Origin of the sequence: Rhizobium sp. M10, from assembly GCF_002531955.1 — a bacterium.
In the GTDB taxonomy this organism is placed as follows: Bacteria; Pseudomonadota; Alphaproteobacteria; order Rhizobiales; family Rhizobiaceae; genus Rhizobium; species Rhizobium etli_C.
Genome location: NZ_NWTA01000005.1, coordinates 298,288 through 315,557, shown reverse-complemented (window position 1 = coordinate 315,557; position 17,270 = coordinate 298,288). Strand labels below are relative to the sequence as shown.

Below are 17,270 nucleotides of genomic sequence, written 5' to 3'. Positions count from 1 at the left end.
ATTCGGCTCGATTGCCCACAGACTTGATATGTGGACGACGAATAAATTTTAACGCTTTTTTAACGATTGTCACAAGTCGGAATCAGCGCAGCGCACAATAAAAAAACCCCGGCTCTAAGGCCGGGGTTCTCAAGGGTATCTCCGAATTCTCAGAGAGCCGCTTTCGACTTTTCGAACCGCTTGCGGTCGTTTGCGTCGAGATACATCTTGCGCAGACGAATATTCTTCGGCGTCACTTCCATCAGCTCGTCGTCCTGGATCCAGGAGAGCGCGCGATCGAGCGTCATGCGGATCGGCGGCGTCAGCTTCACCGCTTCATCCTTGCCGGCGGCGCGGATGTTGGTGAGCTGCTTGCCCTTCAGGACGTTGACTTCAAGGTCGTTGTCGCGCGAATGGATGCCGATGATCATGCCGGCATAGACCTTTTCGCCCGGCTCGATGATCATCGGGCCGCGATCTTCCAGGTTGAACATCGCATAGGCGACGGCTTCGCCGGCTGCGTTGGCGAGCAGCACGCCATTGACGCGGCCGCCGATCGCACCCTTATAGGGCTGGTAGTCGTGGAACAGCCGGTTCATGATCGCCGTGCCGCGCGTATCCGTCAGCAGCTCTGACTGGTAGCCGATCAGGCCGCGGGTCGGTGCATAGAAACGCAGGCGAAGACGATTGCCGCCCGACGGACGCAGCTCGACCATTTCGGCCTTGCGCTCCGACATCTTCTGCACGACGACACCGGAATGTTCTTCGTCGACGTCGACAACGACTTCCTCGATCGGCTCCAGCAGCTGGCCGCTTTCATCCTTGTGCATGACGACGCGCGGACGCGACACGGCAAGCTCGAAGCCTTCGCGACGCATGGTTTCGATGAGAACGGCGAGCTGAAGTTCGCCGCGGCCGGAGACGTAGAACGAATCCTTGCCTTCGGCTTCTTCGATCTTCAGGGCGACGTTGCCTTCCGCTTCCTTGAAGAGACGGTCGCGGATGACGCGTGAAGTCACCTTGTCGCCCTCGGTGCCTGCCAGCGGGCTGTCGTTGACGATGAAGGACATGGTCACCGTCGGCGGGTCGATCGGCTGCGCCTTCATGGCTTCCGAAACGGCCGGATCGCAGAAGGTGTCGGCAACGGTACCCTTGGAGAGGCCGGCGATCGCGACGATGTCGCCCGCATGCGCTTCATCAATTGCCGTGCGCTCGATGCCACGGAAGGCGAGGATCTTGGAAATTCGGCCGGTTTCGATCAGCTTGCCGTCCTGGCCGAGAACCTTGACGGCCTGGTTCGGCTTGATCGAGCCCGATGCGATGCGGCCGGTGATGATACGACCGAGGAAGGGGTTGGCTTCGAGGATCGTGCCGATCATGCGGAACGGGCCTTCCTCGACGGTCGGCTCCGGAACATGCTTGAGCACCAGGTCGAGAAGCGGCGCAAGACCCTGATCCTTCGGTCCCTCAGGATTGACGTTCATCCAGCCGTCGCGGCCCGAACCGTAGAGGATCGGGAAGTCGAGCTGTTCGTCGGTCGCGTCGAGATTGGCGAAGAGGTCGAAGACTTCGTTGATGACTTCTTCATGGCGGCCGTCCGGACGGTCGATCTTGTTGATCGCGACGATCGGACGAAGGCCGACCTTCAGCGCCTTGCCGACGACGAACTTGGTCTGCGGCATCGGGCCTTCGGAGGCATCGACGAGAACGATCGCACCATCCACCATCGACAGAATGCGCTCGACTTCACCGCCGAAGTCGGCGTGGCCGGGGGTATCGACGATGTTGATGCGGACACCCTTCCACTCGACCGAGGTCGCCTTGGCGAGAATGGTGATGCCGCGTTCTTTTTCGAGATCGTTCGAGTCCATCACGCGTTCGGCTACGCGCTGATTTTCGCGGAACGAGCCGGACTGCTTGAGAAGCTCATCCACCAGGGTCGTCTTGCCATGGTCAACGTGCGCGATGATCGCGATATTGCGAAGTGCCATATGTGAAATCTCTGAGGCTGGGGCGCTACGCTCATGAGGACGCGCCTATTAGTTTGGGGCGTCCATACAGTTTTTTTTGCGCTTGCGAAAGGGGGAAACGCGCAAAAGCTGCGGCAAGGCCGTCGCCCCGCCGCATCACAGATTGTCATCAAATTGTCTTAGGCGTCGCTGCCTGTCAATTCCTCGAAGGTCGAAAGTCCCTTTTTGATCAGCATCGCATCCGGGCTCGGCAGCTTGCCGCGGAAGGCCTTGTAGGCATCTTCCGGATCGACCGAGCCGCCGACGGAATAGATGTTTTCCTTGAGCTTTTTCGCCATCTCGCCGTTGAAGGCGTCGCCCGTCTCCTCGAAGGCGGCAAAGGCATCGGCGTCGAGCACCTCGGACCACATGTAGGAATAATAGCCGGCCGAATAGCCGCCGGAGAAGACGTGCTGGAAGTGCGGCGTGGCGTGGCGCATGACGATCGATTTCGGCATGCCGATCTCGGCCAGCACCTCCGCCTGCACCGCCATCGGGTCGGCGACCGCCTCGCGCGTATGGAAGGCCATGTCGACCAGCGCCGACGAGGTGAACTCGACGGTGTTGAAGCCGGCATTGAAGGTGCGGGCCGCCAGCACCTTGTCGAGCAGCGCCTGCGGCATCGGTTCGCCGGTTTCGAAATGCACGGCATAGCGCTTCAGGATATCGGGCACGGTCAGCCAGTGCTCGTAGAGCTGCGACGGCAGCTCGACGAAATCGCGCGAGACGCCGGTGCCGGAGACCGAGGGATAGGTGACATTCGAAAGCATGCCATGCAGCGCATGGCCGAATTCGTGGAACAGCGTGCGGGCATCGTCGAGCGACAGCAGCGCCGGCTTGCCCTCGGCCGGCTTGGCGAAATTGCAGACATTGTAGATGATCGGCAATTCGCCGTGGCGGCCGTTTCTCAGTTCGAGCTTGTGCTGCGATTGCAGCGAGCTCATCCAGGCGCCGGACCGTTTCGAACCGCGGGCGAAATAGTCGCCGAGGAACAGGGCGACCAGCCTGTCTTCGCGGTCCCTGATTTCGAACACTCTGACGTCAGGGTGATAGGCGGCGACGCCCTTCTTCTCGACCGCACGGATGCCGAACAGCCGGCCGGCGACGTCGAAGCAGGCCTCGATGATCTTCTCGAGCTGCAAATAGGGCTTGAGCTCGGCCTCGGAGAAATCGAACTTCCGGGCCCGGATCTTTTCGGAATAGTGGCGCCAGTCCCACGGCATCACCTCGTGGTTCCGGCCCTCTTCGGCGATCAGCGCCGCGATATCGATCTCCTCCTCGCCGGCGCGTTTCACCGCCCGCGCCCAGACCGCTTTCAGCAGGCCGTTCACCGCTTCCGCCGTCTTCGCCATGGTGTTGTCGAGCTTCAGCTCGGCGAAATTGCCGTAGCCGAGCAAGCTCGCCACCTGATGGCGCAGCGCCAGCGTTTCCCGGATGACGGCGCGATTGTCCGTCTCTCCGCCGTTTTCGCCGCGGGCCACCCAGGCCTTGAAGGCCTGCTCGCGCAAATCCCGGCGCTCCGAGAAGGTGAGGAACGGCTCGATGATCGAACGTGACAGTGTCACCGCAAATCTGCCCTCCTCGCCGCGCTCGCGCGCCGCCGCAGCCATCGCGTCGCGCAGGAACTCCGGCAACCCGTCGAGCTCGGGCCCATCGGAAAGCACCAAGGCCCAGGCCTTTTCGTCGGCCAGAACGTTCTGGCCGAATTGCGTCCCGAGGCCGGCAAGCCTTTCGTTGATTTCGGCAAGCCTCTCCTGCTCGGCCTTCTCAAGCTTGGCGCCCGACTTGACGAAGCCCTTCCAATGGCGTTCCAGCACCCGCGTCTGTTCCAGCGTCAGGCCGAGGCTCTCGCGCTTCTCCCAGAGCGTGTCGATGCGGGCAAAAAGCGCGGCATTCATGCCGATCTTCGAATAGTGGCGCGACATCTTCGGCGAGATTTCCCGCTCCAGCGCCTGGATCACATCATTGGTATGCGCACCCGCCTTGTTCCAGAACAGCGCCGAAACGCGCGACAGCGCATCGCCGGCAATCTCCAGCGCCGTGACCGTGTTGTCGAAGGTCGGCGCATCGCTGTTCCCGGCGATCTCGTCGATTTCTTGTTCATGCGCGGCCAGCGCCGCATCGAAGGCGGCAGCAAAATCGCCGTCATCGATGGCGTCGAAACGCGGCAGGCCGTGCAGGCCGTCCCAGTTGGTGAGCGCCGGATTGAAATCATGGGGAGAAGGCATGGGAGAATTCCTTTTGGTATGCGACTGGATGGATCAATATAGGAGGGCCGCCATGGAATTGGTATGTTTCGGCAGCCAGGCTTTTGTCTCGCGCCTAGCGATCTGATGCACGTCAGCCAAATTGGTGGACAAGCTTGGTCACGTGCAAATTAACCATTTGTTAACGATTGACGCGAATCACGCGCAAGCGCTAGTTTCCGGGTGATCTTCCTGCCAGGGGACATGCGCCATGGAAATTTTTTCCCTGCGGTCTTCTCAGAGTTTGCTATTTAAAAACAACCCTAATAACGCAAAAAATTCGAAGACTGCCGATATTCACATCGAGATCAAGGCTCCGGCCCCCGTCTCGTTCCAGATCGAAGACAATCCCGACGAGGGGCCCGATTTTACTGCCGTCAGCCCCGGAGAGCTGCGCACCTACGCGCGCCAAAGCTTCGACAGCGGCGTGATCGATCAGAACACCTACGCCGCGATCTCCGAGCCTCTGCCGATGCACGCAATCGATCCGCTCGGCAACATCATCGACCTCTCCGGCGTCACCGACGGCACGAGCTTCAATTTCCTCGATTATTACAGGAACCAGCTGCAGGTCGCCATGTCGATCGGCGATTCCAACGACGTTCAGACGCTGAAATCGATCGTCAATTTCCTGGATGGCTGAATCAGGCCTTGCGCCAGCCGATGAGGCCGGGCGTCGCGTGCCATAGCGCCTGGGCGGCAAAACCCATGAAGAGGACGCCGGAGCAGCGCACGATCAGCCGTTCATGGGCGCGATAGAAGCGCCGCACGGCGCCTGCGCCGATAATGCCGATCAGGATGACGTCGGCCGTCACGAATCCCAGGAAGGACACGCCGAGAAGCACCGGCAGCGCCTCGAAATCGAGCGCGCCGGCAGAGCCGGCGACCAGGGCGGTGAAGGTGGCGAGCGCCACCGGATAACCCTTCGGATTGGTGACGCCGAAGATCAGGCCGCGGCGAAACGGCCGCTCGACCATGACAAGCGCCTGCCCATCCGCTTTCGGCTTGGCATTGACCGCGCTCCAGCCGATCCAGGCGAGATAGAAACCGCAGGCGAGACCGAGCAGATCAAAGACGAAGGTCCCGATCGTCTTCGCGCCGACAATCGCGATCAGCGCCAGCGACGACCAGATCAGATCCCCGACCAGATGCCCCATCATGAAGAAGGCCCCAGCCTTGCGCCCCTGCCCGGCGCCGATGCCGAGCAGCTGCAGGAAGGCGGGTCCGGGAATGAGCACATAGAAGAGCGCCGCCAGGAAGGCGCCGAACAGCAGGGACTGCGTCATGGAAATGCTCCGAGGGTGATTGGGGCAGACTATGCGATCATGGCCGCCCGTCAAGGGACTGCAGCGTCTCGCCCGCGGCCGATATTTTTCACCATGCTCGTTCCCACGATCCGATGGGTGGCGACTGATGCACTCAAATTCTTCGGTCGAACACGGCAACCGGCGTCTTCAGCCGATAGAGCGTCGTCGGTCGTCGGACCCGCTCAGTCTGCCGTTTTTCGCCCTCGACCACCTCGAGCAGATCCAGATCGTTGATCTTGCGGCGAAAGGCACTTTGATCCAGCCGTTCGCCCATCACTGTTTCATAGATTGCCTGCAGTTCCGACATCGTAAAGACGGCGGGAAGCAGCCTTGCCGGAATGGTCGAATAGGCGCCTTTGCCGCGCAGCCGCTCCAACGCAGCGTCCACGATTTCATTATGGTCGAAGGGCAGCTTGCCTGCAGCCTCGACTGGCCGCAACTCCAGCAGACTGGCGCCACCTGCCAAAGCTCCCCGCGGGACCAGCGCAAAATACGCGATCGATACCGACCAGTCGCGAGGATCTCGTCGCGCCGACGCGAAGGTCCGGAGCTGCTCGAAGAATATGCCCTCGACCCCTGCCTTGGAAAGAAGGATGCGCCGGACCGCCGCCTCCGCGTCGGCGTCCTCGTCCGTATGCACATAGCCGCCGATCAGCGCCGGATCGCCGACAAACGGCTCGGCGGGACGCTCAAGCAACGCCACGCATAGCTTTCCTTCGTGTAGCGTCAGTAAGACGATGTCGACCGTCACGATCGGTCGTGCGAACTCAGCCTCTGCCATCAGAATGTTCCTGCCGCCCTTCGTAGCCTCATAGCGGCCAATCGGGGAAAAAACAATTTGCAAATAGCAACTTGCAAAGTGCAATTTGCAAGTCTATATAGTTTGCTATGACGACGGCGGGCGGGGCGCCTAAGCCGGATCGCCAAGACAGCCAGCAAAGGAGTAATGCCATGGGTATGGGACGTTTCAGCACCGCCGACTGGGCGGCCTACAATGCACGCCATGTGGACGGCCGCAGCCGGTCGGAAATATTCGGCGCCACCGGCATCGATCCGCGGTTCGATCCGGCGCGCTTTTCCACCCGCGAGAGCCGCGACAGCGCCTACAATCCGCAATCGACTCCGATCATTCTGGCTTCGGATGTGACCGGCTCGATGGGCATGATCGCCCACGAGCTTATGCGCGGCGGGCTCATCACCCTGACATCGGAGATCTACGACCGCCGTCCGGTATCCGATCCGCACATCATGGTGGCGGCGGTCGGAGATGCGTTCACCGATGCCGCACCCCTGCAGGCCACCCAGTTCGAGGCCGATATCTCGCTTGCCAGCCAGATCCGCGCCTTGTGGCTGGAAGGCAATGGCGGTGGCAATAACGGCGAGAGCTACAGCGCCGCCCACCTTCTGGCAGCCCTCAAAACCTCGACCGACGCCTTCGAAAGACGCGGCCGCAAGGGGTATCTCTTCACCATCGGTGACGAGCCGGTTCACAACGGCCTGTCCGCCGACCAGATCGCCCGCATCTTCGGCATCGAACCACCGCGCGGCCTGAGCGCCCGGGAATGCCTCGCGATGGCGCAGAGATCCTACGAGGTCTTCCACATCGTCATCCGCGAAGGCTATGCAGCCACGGGACTTGACCGGGTGCTGCGGAGCTGGCAGCCGCTGCTGCCCGGCCGCACCTTCGTGCTCGATGACTACAGGCGCATTGCCGAATTGGTGGTTTCGATCATCGAAATCACCGAGGGCCGGGATGCCGGCGAGGTGGCCGCCAGCTGGCCGGATGCGGCGGCGGCAGTCGTGGCCAAGGCCATTGGCGAACGCCATAACCGGCGCCTGCTACCCCTCTTCTAAGTGAGATATTTTGAAAGGCCCCGGCGCGATCGCTCCGGGCGCCGTCGAGGAGCAGAATGATGAGTATCCCAGCAAAGGCCGTGATCGGCGCGCTTTACGGCGACGAAGGCAAGGGACTGATGGTCGATCGCCTTGCCGCAGTCACGCCAGGAGCCGTAGTGGTTCGCAGCAATGGCGGCGCTCAAGCCGGCCATACCGTGGTCGATCCCGCCGGCATCCGCCACGTCTTCCACCATATCGGCTCGGGCAGCTTTGCCGGAGCTGCCACCCACTTCAGTCGCTTCTTCGTCGCTCACCCGATGCTGTTTCTCGACGAGTTGGCCGCCCTTAATGAGCGGGGTGCGAAGCCTCAAACCAGCAGCGACCCGCGCGCCCTGATCACCACACCTTTCGACGTCCTGATCAACCAGGCCGTGGAGTTGGCGCGGGGCACTGCCCGCCACGGAAGCTGCGGCCTCGGCTTCGGCGAGACTATCGAGCGCAATCTGCACTCCGACTTCGCCCTTTCGACAAAGGACCTGTTTCGCCCTGATCTGCACGCCCGCCTTGTTTCGATCCGCGACGGCTGGGTGCCTCGACGGCTCGCCGCGCTCGGCATCACCGCCTTACCCGAAGAACTGGCTGCCGTACTGGCTGACGACATCACCATCGCCGGCTTCGAAGCTGATTGCGCCGCCTATCTCGACCACGTCACGCTGTGGCCCGACCGACGGCTGTGCGAACGCGGCACCGTCATCTTCGAGGCGGCACAAGGCCTATGCCTCGATCAAAACCGTGGCGCATTTCCTCACGTCACCCGTTCGAATACCGGGCTAGCAAATATACGCGCGATCGCCGCCGAGGCCGGCGTCACAGAGTTGGACGCGATATATGCGACGCGCTGCTACACCACTCGCCACGGCGCCGGCCCCCTCAAGGGAGAGGTTCCCACACTTCCTGGCGTCAATGTCGTCGACCCCACCAACGCACCGAACGAATGGCAAGGTAGCCTAAGGCTCGCCCCGCTCGATCTCTTCATGCTCCGCAAGGCCATCGCAGATGATCTGACCTCGGATCGCGGCGGTATTGCGGTCAAAGCCGGGCTGGCGGTAACCTGTCTCGATCAGACGGAAGACGGCTTTGCCGTCACCGATCAAGAGGAAGTAATCCGGCTTGATCCTGTCAAGGCCGCGCCTGATATAGCCGATTTCGTCGGCCTGCCGCTCTGGGCCGAGAGCTGGGGACCGCGGCGGCGTGACGTCAGGCTCTATGTCGAAGCAGCCGTCGCCTAATTCACGCAGCAATAAAAGCCCGCTCGGCATTTGCCGGCGGGTCCAATATCGTCGCTTAGTCCTGGCGCGACTGCTTGATTTCGACAGGCGTCCTCATGATGATTTCCCGGTGCGGGAACGGGATCGACACCCCGGCTTCCTTGAACGCGTCCCAAAGCGCCATCAGCACCTGGCCCCTGACATTCGTCAGACCATTTGCGGGATCGGAGATCCAGAAGCGGAGCCGGAAATCAAGCGACGAAGCGCCAAAGCAGGTAAGCCAGCATACCGGCGCCCTGTAATCGTTGGCAACGCGATCCACCGTAGAGGCAGTCGCGATTGCGATTCTGGCGACTTCATGGGGATCGCTGTCATAAGCCGTGCCGAAGTCGACATCGATCCTGACGTAGTCACTGGAGAACGACCAGTTGACGACCTGTTGGGAAATGAAATCCTCGTTCGGGATCAGGTATTCTTTGCCGTCACGCGTGATGACCGAGACGAACCGCGAGCGCAAATCGCGGATCGAACCGAAAGTATCGCCGAGCGTGATCGTGTCGCCTGGCTTGATGGATTTATCGAGCAGGATGATGATGCCCGAGATGAAGTTCGATACGACTTTCTGAAGGCCGAAGCCTATTCCGACGCCGACTGCGCCGGAAAAAACGGTCAATGCGGTAAGGTCGATGCCGGTCGCTGACAAGGCAATTGCGCCGGCGATCATGATCAGGCCGATTTTTATGAACTTGCTGATCAGGACCTTAATCGATGGCGAAAGATCGCCCGACCTCTGCACCCAACGAGACAGGACATTGCCGACGAGAACCGCCACCCAGATGAGCGCGACAGCCAAGACGACCGCTTTCAGCACAAGAAGGAGTGAAAGCCGCACCGCCCCCAGATTGACAGCCAGGCCATCGAGCGCGGAAAGCACCGGACCGTCAAGCCGGAGCGCGTACAACGCGACGTAGCTCCAACTGACGATTGCGACCGTACGCGACAAGGTGGGATTATGGATAATCTTGGTCAGCACGGAGATGATGAACCACGCCGCCGTCAGCGTCAGGGCAGTCGCCACGAGCCACCGTTGCGACGGCCAGGTGTTTTGCGTGAGAGCGACGTTTGCAAGCCACAGCCAGACCGCCAGAAAGAGCCACTTCAAGCGCCGCATGAAGGCGATTATGACGCGCAGGAGGTCCGGATTACCTTTGATGCGTCTGGCTCTCGCTTCCAACGCAGGTTCAGTGCGTGATGCCAGGAACGACGCTGCGACATAACCGACAGCGATAATCCCGAATTGGTAGAGCGTCCATTCGCTGAAGACAAACGTTCGGAACCACTGTTCGAACGCGTCGATTGTCTGCCTGACATCCATGGTTCCGGCCTTTGTAGCCCTTCAAGGCAGATAAAGGCGTCGACACCATTTTTGTTCAATTTACTGCACGATCACCGGTGATCCCATTCACGCTTTTTGACATCGTTGCCGCCAATTTCGTGGAGCGCGACCACGACAGGCGTCGACGTGCCGGACCGGCCCTTTCCTTTTTGCGCGGCCTTCATATCTAAGTCGGCGGAAACGGCGCGCAGGAGAGAAATTCTTGAACATCATCGGGGCGACAAGTGGAGTGATCGATAGAAAGACTGTCGTTCCTCTGAGAACCTGCGTCTGCCGACGTGCCGCGCTGTCCCCGGCTCAATGAGGATAAATATCATGTCGCGTCCGTCATTTGCCGGTGTCGCAGCGCTATCGCTTGTGATGACTGCCTCCTTGCCCTCTTCCGTGTGGGCGCAATCTCACTCCGCCCCGGCGGGCATCGAAAACCCGTCACCGGCATCCTTGCCGAAGATCGCCGCCAGCCGCACTGGTTTTGACGTGAAGATGCTCGAACCGGTCAACGGCATCGACTACCGGACCTACGGCCACATCACTTATGCGATGTTCCTCGATCCGGACGGTGATCACGAGGCGATCTTTAAGAAGTTCGGGACGGACAGGGCCGGTTATGAGGCGGCTGGCGCCACCTTTAGCGAGCGCATGAAAGAGGATCAGACCTTCGCGATGGTCGAGATGTTCGGCGCTTATTTTGCCGAGGAGGCGCAAGGCACCTATGCGGCGCTCGGCCGCGATGTCGCCCAGTCGGTGCTGAACCAGGCGCCGCTTCGGGAGACCGAGCCGATGCCTGAGGAAAAATTCCGGGAGATACAGGTCTATTACGGCCGCAAGGTTTCGGTCGCCGGCACGGCACTCGCGCAGCAGGATGAGATCCTCAAGCCGTATCACATCACCTTCAACGACTTTAACATCGTCGGCGCCTGGTTCTCGCGCCGGCTGGCGTTGCAGACGGCCGATCTCTCGACACCCCAGGAAAGCCCGCCGGCGCGCGCCGAAGGCACGCCGACGGAGCGACCGGAATGGGGAGGCCTCTGGCGCTTCACCTGGAAGACCCTTCAGCATACCGATACGGAAATGAAAGTGGTGGACGCCAGCCGCGACATCTGCGTCAAGAACGACATGACCGCGGATACCCTGCCGCTGATGCCCAAACCCTCGGGCGTCAAATGCGTGCTGATCGACAAGATCCACTTCTACGACAGCGGTGTTCAGATGAGCGCGCAATGCGACCACGGCGGCATCGGGACGTCATGGGGGCTCTACCTCCAACCGGAAAATGGCGGCGAAAGCTTCAGCGGCCAGATCTCCTATAACGAGGTCTACGAGGGCGATTCCGACATGCCGCAGCCGACCACGGATGTTCAGGTCAAGCGGATTGGCGAGTGCCAATGAGGAGAGCGAAAACCATGATGCGCTGTGTTCTTGCCGCCGCATTCGTGCTGAGCCCGGCCGCCGCCTTCGCAGAGGAGAGCGGCCTTCCCACGGGCCTCTGGCAAGTGAGGATCTTTACTCCGGTTCCCACGCCCGAGCTGAAGAACGATGAGCAGGTCTTCAAAATTTGCTACGACAAGACGGCCGTAAAAAGCCACATGAACCCGGTTCTGCCGAAAGCGCAGGCCGCCAAATGCAAGCTGGATTTCACCGACATGGGTGACTTGGCCTATGACGCGAGCTGCAAGGACGGCGATCACCGGCTGCGCATTTCGGAAGCTGCTGACGGCTTGTGGCGCGGGACCTACCGTTTCGTCGGAAAGAAGGATGACGTCACTCTGGAGCCTGCAGTCGAACTGAAGAGGATCGCCGATACCTGCGACTAGATTTTGCGACTACCCCGCACGCGGAATGTCGGGCATCCGATCATTTTAAACGTTCTGAGATTAGGGACGCTTGCTACCGCTTCCACGAAAACGCCCGCGCGGCAAAGCCGGCGGGCGCATATCCGGTTCGAAGGCGAAGCGTGATTACTTCGCGAGGTTGCGCTTGCCGAGCGTGCGCAGGCGCAGCGCGTTGAGCTTGATGAAGCCGGCTGCGTCCTTCTGGTCGTAGGCGCCCTGGTCGTCCTCGAAAGTGACGAGCTTGTCGGAATAGAGTGACTTCTCGCTTTCACGGCCGATGACCATGACATTGCCCTTGTAGAGCTTCAGCGTCACTTCGCCTTCGACATGCTCCTGGCTCTTGTCGATCAGCGCCTGCAACATCTCACGCTCGGGCGAGAACCAGAAACCATAATAGATCAGCTCGGCGTAACGCGGCATGATCTCATCCTTGAGATGGGCCGCACCCCGGTCGAGGGTGATCGATTCGATGGCGCGGTGCGCCGTAAGCAGGATCGTGCCGCCGGGGGTCTCATAGACACCGCGCGACTTCATGCCGACGAAGCGGTTCTCGACGAGGTCGAGGCGGCCGATGCCGTTGTCGCGGCCATAGGTGTTAAGCGTGGCCAGCAGCGTCGCCGGCGACATCTCGACACCGTTGATCGAGACGGCGTCGCCCTTGCGGAAGCCGACCTTGATCACCGTCGCCTTGTCGGGCGCGGCTTCGGGAGAGATGGTGCGCATATGCACATATTCCGGCGCCTCCTGGGCGGGGTCCTCGAGAACCTTGCCCTCGGAGGAGGAGTGCAGGAGGTTGGCGTCGACGGAGAACGGCGCTTCGCCCTTCTTGTCCTTGGCGACCGGGATCTGATGCTGTTCGGCGAAGGCGAGCAGGTCCGTGCGGCTCTTGAACGCCCAGTCGCGCCACGGCGCGATGATCTTGATGTCGGGATTCAAAGCATAGGCGGAGAGCTCGAAACGAACCTGGTCGTTGCCCTTGCCGGTCGCCCCGTGGGCGATCGCATCGGCGCCGGTCTTGCGGGCGATATCGATCAGGTGTTTGGAAATCAGCGGCCGGGCGATCGAGGTGCCTAGCAGATAGACACCTTCGTAGACGGCATTGGCACGGAACATCGGGAAGACGAAATCGCGCACGAATTCCTCGCGTACGTCCTCGATGTAGATCTCCTTGATGCCGAGCATTTCGGCCTTCTTGCGCGCCGGCTCCAGCTCTTCGCCCTGGCCGAGATCGGCGGTGAAGGTAACGACTTCGGCGCCGAGTTCCGTCTGCAGCCACTTCAGGATGATCGAGGTATCGAGGCCGCCGGAATAGGCGAGCACGACTTTCTTCACGTCTTTGTATGATGCCATGGTGATGAGGTCCGTTGCATAAAGGCCGGCGAAAACCCGGTGTCGCGGCACTTTTAGCGAGATTGGCGCGTGACGCAAGGGCAAGCCGGACACCACAAGCGCAGTTTAGAGATGGGCCGCGATATTCATGCGCCGATGCAGGATGCGAATAACCGTCAACGCTTCTTCGGTCTCAGCGTAAACGATGAAATGCGAGCGAAACGCCAGGGCGGTGTAGCCGCTCCTCAATCCAATGATTTTGCGGCCACGCTTTGTCTGTGCTGCAAGCGCCTCGCAGTCATCCCGGAGCGCAAAGATATAGTCTTCCGCTTGACCCCGGCCCCATTTCTCTTCGGTATAGTCGTAGATCCTGTCGATGTCGTCGGCAGCGGCTGGCGAGAGAACAACCGCTTTCATAGGCGGCCGCGGCGTGCTCGCTTTCCCTCGACAAAAGCATCAAAATCAAAAGGCCGTGGCTTGCCGGATTTCTCACCCTCGATAATGGCTGCCTCGATTGCGGCAAGCTCTGCCTCGCGCTGCAGAAGCCTCAAACCGGCGTCGATCACCTCGTCTGCGGAGCCATAGGTTCCCTGATCAAGCTGAGTGCCGATAAACTCCTCCATGTGATCATCGATTCTGATAGATACGACCTTCGCCACGCGCAGGTACCTCACAGTTTGACTTGCATTTCGAAACTACCATATTCGCCATCGTCCGAACAATGCTCGAGGAGAGGCTGCCCGTGACGAATATTCAAGACATTTTCAAGAAATCCAATGTTGCGGTCGTCACCGGCGGCGCGTCCGGCATCGGCCTGGCGGCGGCGAAATATTTCGCCGGCCAAGGCATGAGCGTCGCCATCGCCGATCTCGGCGGCGATCGCCTGGCAACAGCCGCCGACGAACTCAAGGCCATTGCCGGCGAAGAAGATGTCATGGCGGTCGAGACCGACGTCGCCAGCCGGGACTCCCTGGAGGCGCTCGAACGCGCCGTGCTCCAGCGTTTCGGCCGCGTGCACGTGCTGATGAACAATGCCGGAATCGGCCCGGAGACCTCGATCTTCAGCGCGCAGCCGAACTGGGATCATATCTTCGCCGTCAATCTGATGGGCGTCGTCAACGGCACGCGCGTCTTCGGTCCGAAGATGATGTCGCACGGCGAGCCCGGCCTGATCATCAACACCGGCTCCAAGCAGGGCATCACCACGCCGCCCGGCAACCCGGCCTACAACATCTCCAAGGCTGGCGTGAAAGTCTTTACCGAAGCGCTCGAGCACGAGCTGCGCAACACCGCGGCAGCGAAGATCTCCGCCCATCTGCTGATCCCCGGCTTCGTCTTTACCGGCCTCACCAAGGGCGACCGCGCGGAAAAACCCGCTGGCGCCTGGACGCCGGAGCAGACGGTCGATTTCATGGTCGAAAGCCTCGCACGCGGCGATTTCTATATCCTCTGCCCCGACAACGACGTGAGCCGCGCGGTCGACGAGCGACGCATGGCCTGGGCAATGGGCGACATTATCGAGAACCGGCCGCCGCTGTCGCGCTGGCACAAGGACCATGCCGACAAGTTCAAGGCCTTCCTGGACCAGAAGTAATGGAGGCCATCAGAAGGTTTGATTGGTAATTTTCCGGAAGCCGGATAAGAGATTGCCAGATCTTTCCGGCTTCCGAGCGTGCCATGGACTTTCTGCCCAGCCTGCCGACCCTTCTCGCCTTTGCCGCCGCGACGCTGCTGCTTGCGGCAACCCCGGGTCCCGACATGACGCTGTCGATCAGCCGCGCGCTCGCCCAGGGCAAGAATGCCGCTCTCTTCGTCGTCGTCGGCACCAGCCTCGGCATTGTCGTCCACACCATGCTGGTCGCCTTCGGCATATCCGCGCTGATCACCGCCTCGCCGACTGCCTTCCTAATCCTGAAAACCGGTGGCGCCGCCTATCTGTTATGGCTCGCGGTGCAGGCGATCCGCTTCGGCTCGAAGCTCACCGTCGCCAAGGTCGAGACGCAGAAGGGCACGGCGCTTGCGAACATTTCGTCGGGCTTCTGGGTCAATCTTCTGAACCCGAAGGTCATCATCTTCTTCATGACCTTCCTGCCGCAATTCGTCAGCGCCGGCGATCCCGCCGTGACGCAGAAGCTGCTTTTCCTCGGATTTTGCTTCATCGTGCTCGGCATGCCAGTCAATGCCGGCGTGATCCTCGCCGCCGACTGGCTCGCCTCCTGGCTCCAGAACAACAAGAAGGTGCTGCGCGGGATCGACTATGCCTTCGCCGGCGTCTTCTCGATTTTCGCAGCCAAGATCCTGCTCACCCAGGCGAAATAGCGGCGGACAGGTAAACCGGCCACGGCCTGGCCGATCAGCACGCTGTTGGCTTAGCCAATCAGCACGCTGTCGGCATTAGCCGATCAACAAAGCGTCGTCATCGAGCGTCTGGCCGCGCATCTTGCGGAACATGGCGATCAGGTCCTCGACCTGTAGGTTCTTTCGGTTGTCGCCCGCAACGTCGAGAACGATCTCACCACCATGCAGCATGATCGTGCGGTGGCCGTAGTCCAGGGCCTGGCGCATGGAATGGGTCACCATCATCGTCGTCAGCTTGCGCTCGGCCACGATCTTCTGCGTGAGGTTCATCACGTACTCGGCCATACCAGGATCGAGCGCTGCCGTGTGTTCGTCGAGCAGCAGTACCTCCGACCCGGCAAGTGTCGCCATGACAAGCGAAACGGCCTGTCGCTGCCCGCCGGAAAGCAGATCCATGCGGTCCTTCAGCCGGTTTTCCAGCCCGAGATTGAGCTCGGCGATCCGCTCCTTGAAGTAATCGCGCCTCTTGCCCCCAAGCGCCGGGACAAGCCCGCGCGTCTCACCGCGGCGGGCGGCCAGAGCGAGATTCTCCTCGATCGACAATGAGCCGCAGCTTCCTGTCAGCGGATCCTGGAAGACGCGTGCCACCAGACCGGCGCGCGCCGCCGTCGACTTGCGCGTCACCTCATTCTTGCCGATCAGCACCTGTCCCTCGCTCGGCAGGACATCGCCGGCGAGCACGCCGAGCAGCGTGGATTTGCCGGCGCCGTTCGAGCCGATGACGGTGACGAAGGAGCCCTGCTCGATGGTCAGGCTGACGCCGTTCAGCGCCTGCTTCTGCAGCGGCGTGCCGCGCCCGAAAACGACCTTGATATCCTTGACGCTGATCACGATGCGGCACCTCTGCGAAGGCGGGGAAGAATGAGTGCCACGGTCACCAGCACGGCCGTCACGAAATTGAGGTCGGAGGCCTGCAGGCCGATGACGTCGCTCGACAGCGCCAGCTGGATGGCGATGCGATAGAGGATCGAGCCGAGCACGCAGCCGATGAGCGCAATCAGCAGGCCGCGCCGCCCGAGCAAGGTCTCGCCGATGATGACGGCGGCAAGACCGACGACGATCGTGCCGACGCCGGAGGTGACATCGGCAAAACCGTTGGTCTGGGCAAACAAGGCACCGCCGAGCGCCACCAGCGCATTGGAGATCGCCATGCCGAGATAGATCTGCCGGCTGGTGTCGACGCCCTGGGCCCGCGCCATCCTGGCATTGGCGCCAGTCGCGCGCATGGCCAGCCCGGCGTCGCTTTCGAGGAAGCGCCAGACCAGGACGAGGGCGACGGTGACGAGAACGCCGACGAAGAGCGGCCGCACATAGAAATCGCGCAGGCCATGGCCGAAGAACGGGCTGATCATCGTATCGGCATTGATGAGGGCGACGTTGGGTTTGCCCATCACTCTCAGATTGACCGAAAAGAGCGCGATCATCGTCAGGATCGAGGCGAGCAGATTGAGGATCTTGAAACGCACGTTGAGCAGCGCCGTCACCATGCCCGCGCCGGCGCCCGCCGCCATGGCAATAAACGCCGCAAGCCAGGCATTGACGCCGGCGATAATCAGCACGGCGGTGACCGCTGCTCCGAGCGGAAAGGAACCGTCGACCGTCAGATCGGGAAAATCGAGGACGCGGAAGGCGAGATAGACGCCGAGGGCGACGAAGGAATAGACCAGGCCGAGCTCGACGGCCCCCCAGAATGCTATTTGGCTCAAGGCA

The 17,270-nt window shown here is 61.2% G+C and carries 17 protein-coding genes; 7 read left to right on the top strand and 10 right to left on the bottom strand.

Going from position 1 to position 17,270, the window contains the following annotated elements; translation table 11 throughout:
• Positions 1–149: 149 nt before the first annotated feature.
• Positions 150–1,970 (bottom strand): translational GTPase TypA, encoded by a 1,821-nt coding sequence (gene typA / locus CO671_RS11060; protein ID WP_012485506.1) that lies wholly within the window; start codon positions 1,968–1,970, stop codon positions 150–152.
• A gap of 158 nt (positions 1,971–2,128) precedes the next feature.
• Entirely contained in the window at positions 2,129–4,216 is a 2,088-nt protein-coding gene (locus CO671_RS11055) for a M3 family metallopeptidase (RefSeq protein ID WP_097605935.1), read from the bottom strand.
• A gap of 229 nt (positions 4,217–4,445) precedes the next feature.
• Here CO671_RS11055 and CO671_RS11050 point away from each other — a divergent pair, with 229 nt between their 5' ends.
• Complete coding sequence (locus tag CO671_RS11050; RefSeq protein ID WP_010030754.1) at positions 4,446–4,877, top strand: hypothetical protein; 432 nt, start codon at positions 4,446–4,448, stop codon at positions 4,875–4,877.
• Between the two features lies 1 nt (position 4,878).
• On the opposite strand, the gene CO671_RS11045 is transcribed toward CO671_RS11050, so the two are convergent.
• The gene (locus tag CO671_RS11045; RefSeq protein ID WP_010030753.1) at positions 4,879–5,520 is read right to left on the bottom strand and encodes a LysE family translocator; all 642 of its coding nucleotides are present in this window, start codon (positions 5,518–5,520) and stop codon (positions 4,879–4,881) included.
• A gap of 133 nt (positions 5,521–5,653) precedes the next feature.
• Positions 5,654–6,385, bottom strand: a complete 732-nt coding sequence (locus CO671_RS11040) for an NUDIX hydrolase (RefSeq protein WP_245424968.1) — start codon at positions 6,383–6,385, stop codon at positions 5,654–5,656.
• Positions 6,386–6,492: 107 nt separating this feature from the next.
• Here CO671_RS11040 and CO671_RS11035 point away from each other — a divergent pair, with 107 nt between their 5' ends.
• Together CO671_RS11035 and CO671_RS11030 are read left to right on the top strand one after the other, a co-directional pair.
• Complete coding sequence (locus CO671_RS11035) at positions 6,493–7,395, top strand: hypothetical protein (protein WP_097605933.1); 903 nt, start codon at positions 6,493–6,495, stop codon at positions 7,393–7,395.
• Between the two features lie 59 nt (positions 7,396–7,454).
• On the top strand, positions 7,455–8,666 hold the full coding sequence (locus tag CO671_RS11030; RefSeq protein WP_097606005.1) for an adenylosuccinate synthetase: 1,212 nt from the start codon (positions 7,455–7,457) through the stop codon (positions 8,664–8,666).
• 55 nt (positions 8,667–8,721) lie between these two features.
• On the opposite strand, the gene CO671_RS11025 is transcribed toward CO671_RS11030, so the two are convergent.
• Positions 8,722–10,020, bottom strand: coding sequence for a mechanosensitive ion channel domain-containing protein (locus tag CO671_RS11025; RefSeq protein WP_097605932.1), 1,299 nt, complete (start codon positions 10,018–10,020; stop codon positions 8,722–8,724).
• A 336-nt stretch (positions 10,021–10,356) separates the two neighbouring features.
• On the opposite strand from CO671_RS11025, the gene CO671_RS34160 reads away from it, so the two are divergent.
• Complete coding sequence (locus tag CO671_RS34160) at positions 10,357–11,430, top strand: hypothetical protein (protein ID WP_245424967.1); 1,074 nt, start codon at positions 10,357–10,359, stop codon at positions 11,428–11,430.
• A 14-nt stretch (positions 11,431–11,444) separates the two neighbouring features.
• Positions 11,445–11,855, top strand: coding sequence for a hypothetical protein (locus CO671_RS11015; RefSeq protein WP_010031897.1), 411 nt, complete (start codon positions 11,445–11,447; stop codon positions 11,853–11,855).
• Positions 11,856–11,999: 144 nt separating this feature from the next.
• Here CO671_RS11015 and CO671_RS11010 read toward each other — a convergent pair whose 3' ends face one another.
• From CO671_RS11010 to CO671_RS11000, 3 genes are all read right to left on the bottom strand, one after another.
• Complete coding sequence (locus CO671_RS11010) at positions 12,000–13,223, bottom strand: argininosuccinate synthase (RefSeq protein WP_097580576.1); 1,224 nt, start codon at positions 13,221–13,223, stop codon at positions 12,000–12,002.
• Positions 13,224–13,328: 105 nt separating this feature from the next.
• Positions 13,329–13,619: a type II toxin-antitoxin system RelE/ParE family toxin gene (locus CO671_RS11005; protein ID WP_097605931.1), complete on the bottom strand. Its 291-nt coding sequence runs from the start codon at positions 13,617–13,619 to the stop codon at positions 13,329–13,331.
• Complete coding sequence (locus CO671_RS11000; protein ID WP_097606003.1) at positions 13,616–13,861, bottom strand: type II toxin-antitoxin system ParD family antitoxin; 246 nt, start codon at positions 13,859–13,861, stop codon at positions 13,616–13,618. The genes CO671_RS11005 and CO671_RS11000 overlap by 4 nt, the downstream gene beginning before the upstream one ends.
• An 83-nt stretch (positions 13,862–13,944) precedes the next feature.
• Here CO671_RS11000 and CO671_RS10995 point away from each other — a divergent pair, with 83 nt between their 5' ends.
• Together CO671_RS10995 and CO671_RS10990 are read left to right on the top strand one after the other, a co-directional pair.
• Positions 13,945–14,796: an SDR family NAD(P)-dependent oxidoreductase gene (locus CO671_RS10995; protein WP_097606002.1), complete on the top strand. Its 852-nt coding sequence runs from the start codon at positions 13,945–13,947 to the stop codon at positions 14,794–14,796.
• Between the two features lie 83 nt (positions 14,797–14,879).
• Entirely contained in the window at positions 14,880–15,521 is a 642-nt protein-coding gene (locus tag CO671_RS10990; RefSeq protein WP_097605930.1) for a LysE family translocator, read from the top strand.
• A gap of 75 nt (positions 15,522–15,596) precedes the next feature.
• Here CO671_RS10990 and CO671_RS10985 read toward each other — a convergent pair whose 3' ends face one another.
• A complete protein-coding gene (locus tag CO671_RS10985) occupies positions 15,597–16,391 on the bottom strand; it encodes an ABC transporter ATP-binding protein (RefSeq protein ID WP_097605929.1) in 795 nt (264 codons plus the stop codon).
• Positions 16,388–17,266 (bottom strand): ABC transporter permease, encoded by an 879-nt coding sequence (locus tag CO671_RS10980; RefSeq protein WP_097605928.1) that lies wholly within the window; start codon positions 17,264–17,266, stop codon positions 16,388–16,390. Before CO671_RS10980 ends, CO671_RS10985 begins: the two co-directional genes overlap by 4 nt.
• Between the last annotated feature and the right edge of the window lie 4 nt (positions 17,267–17,270).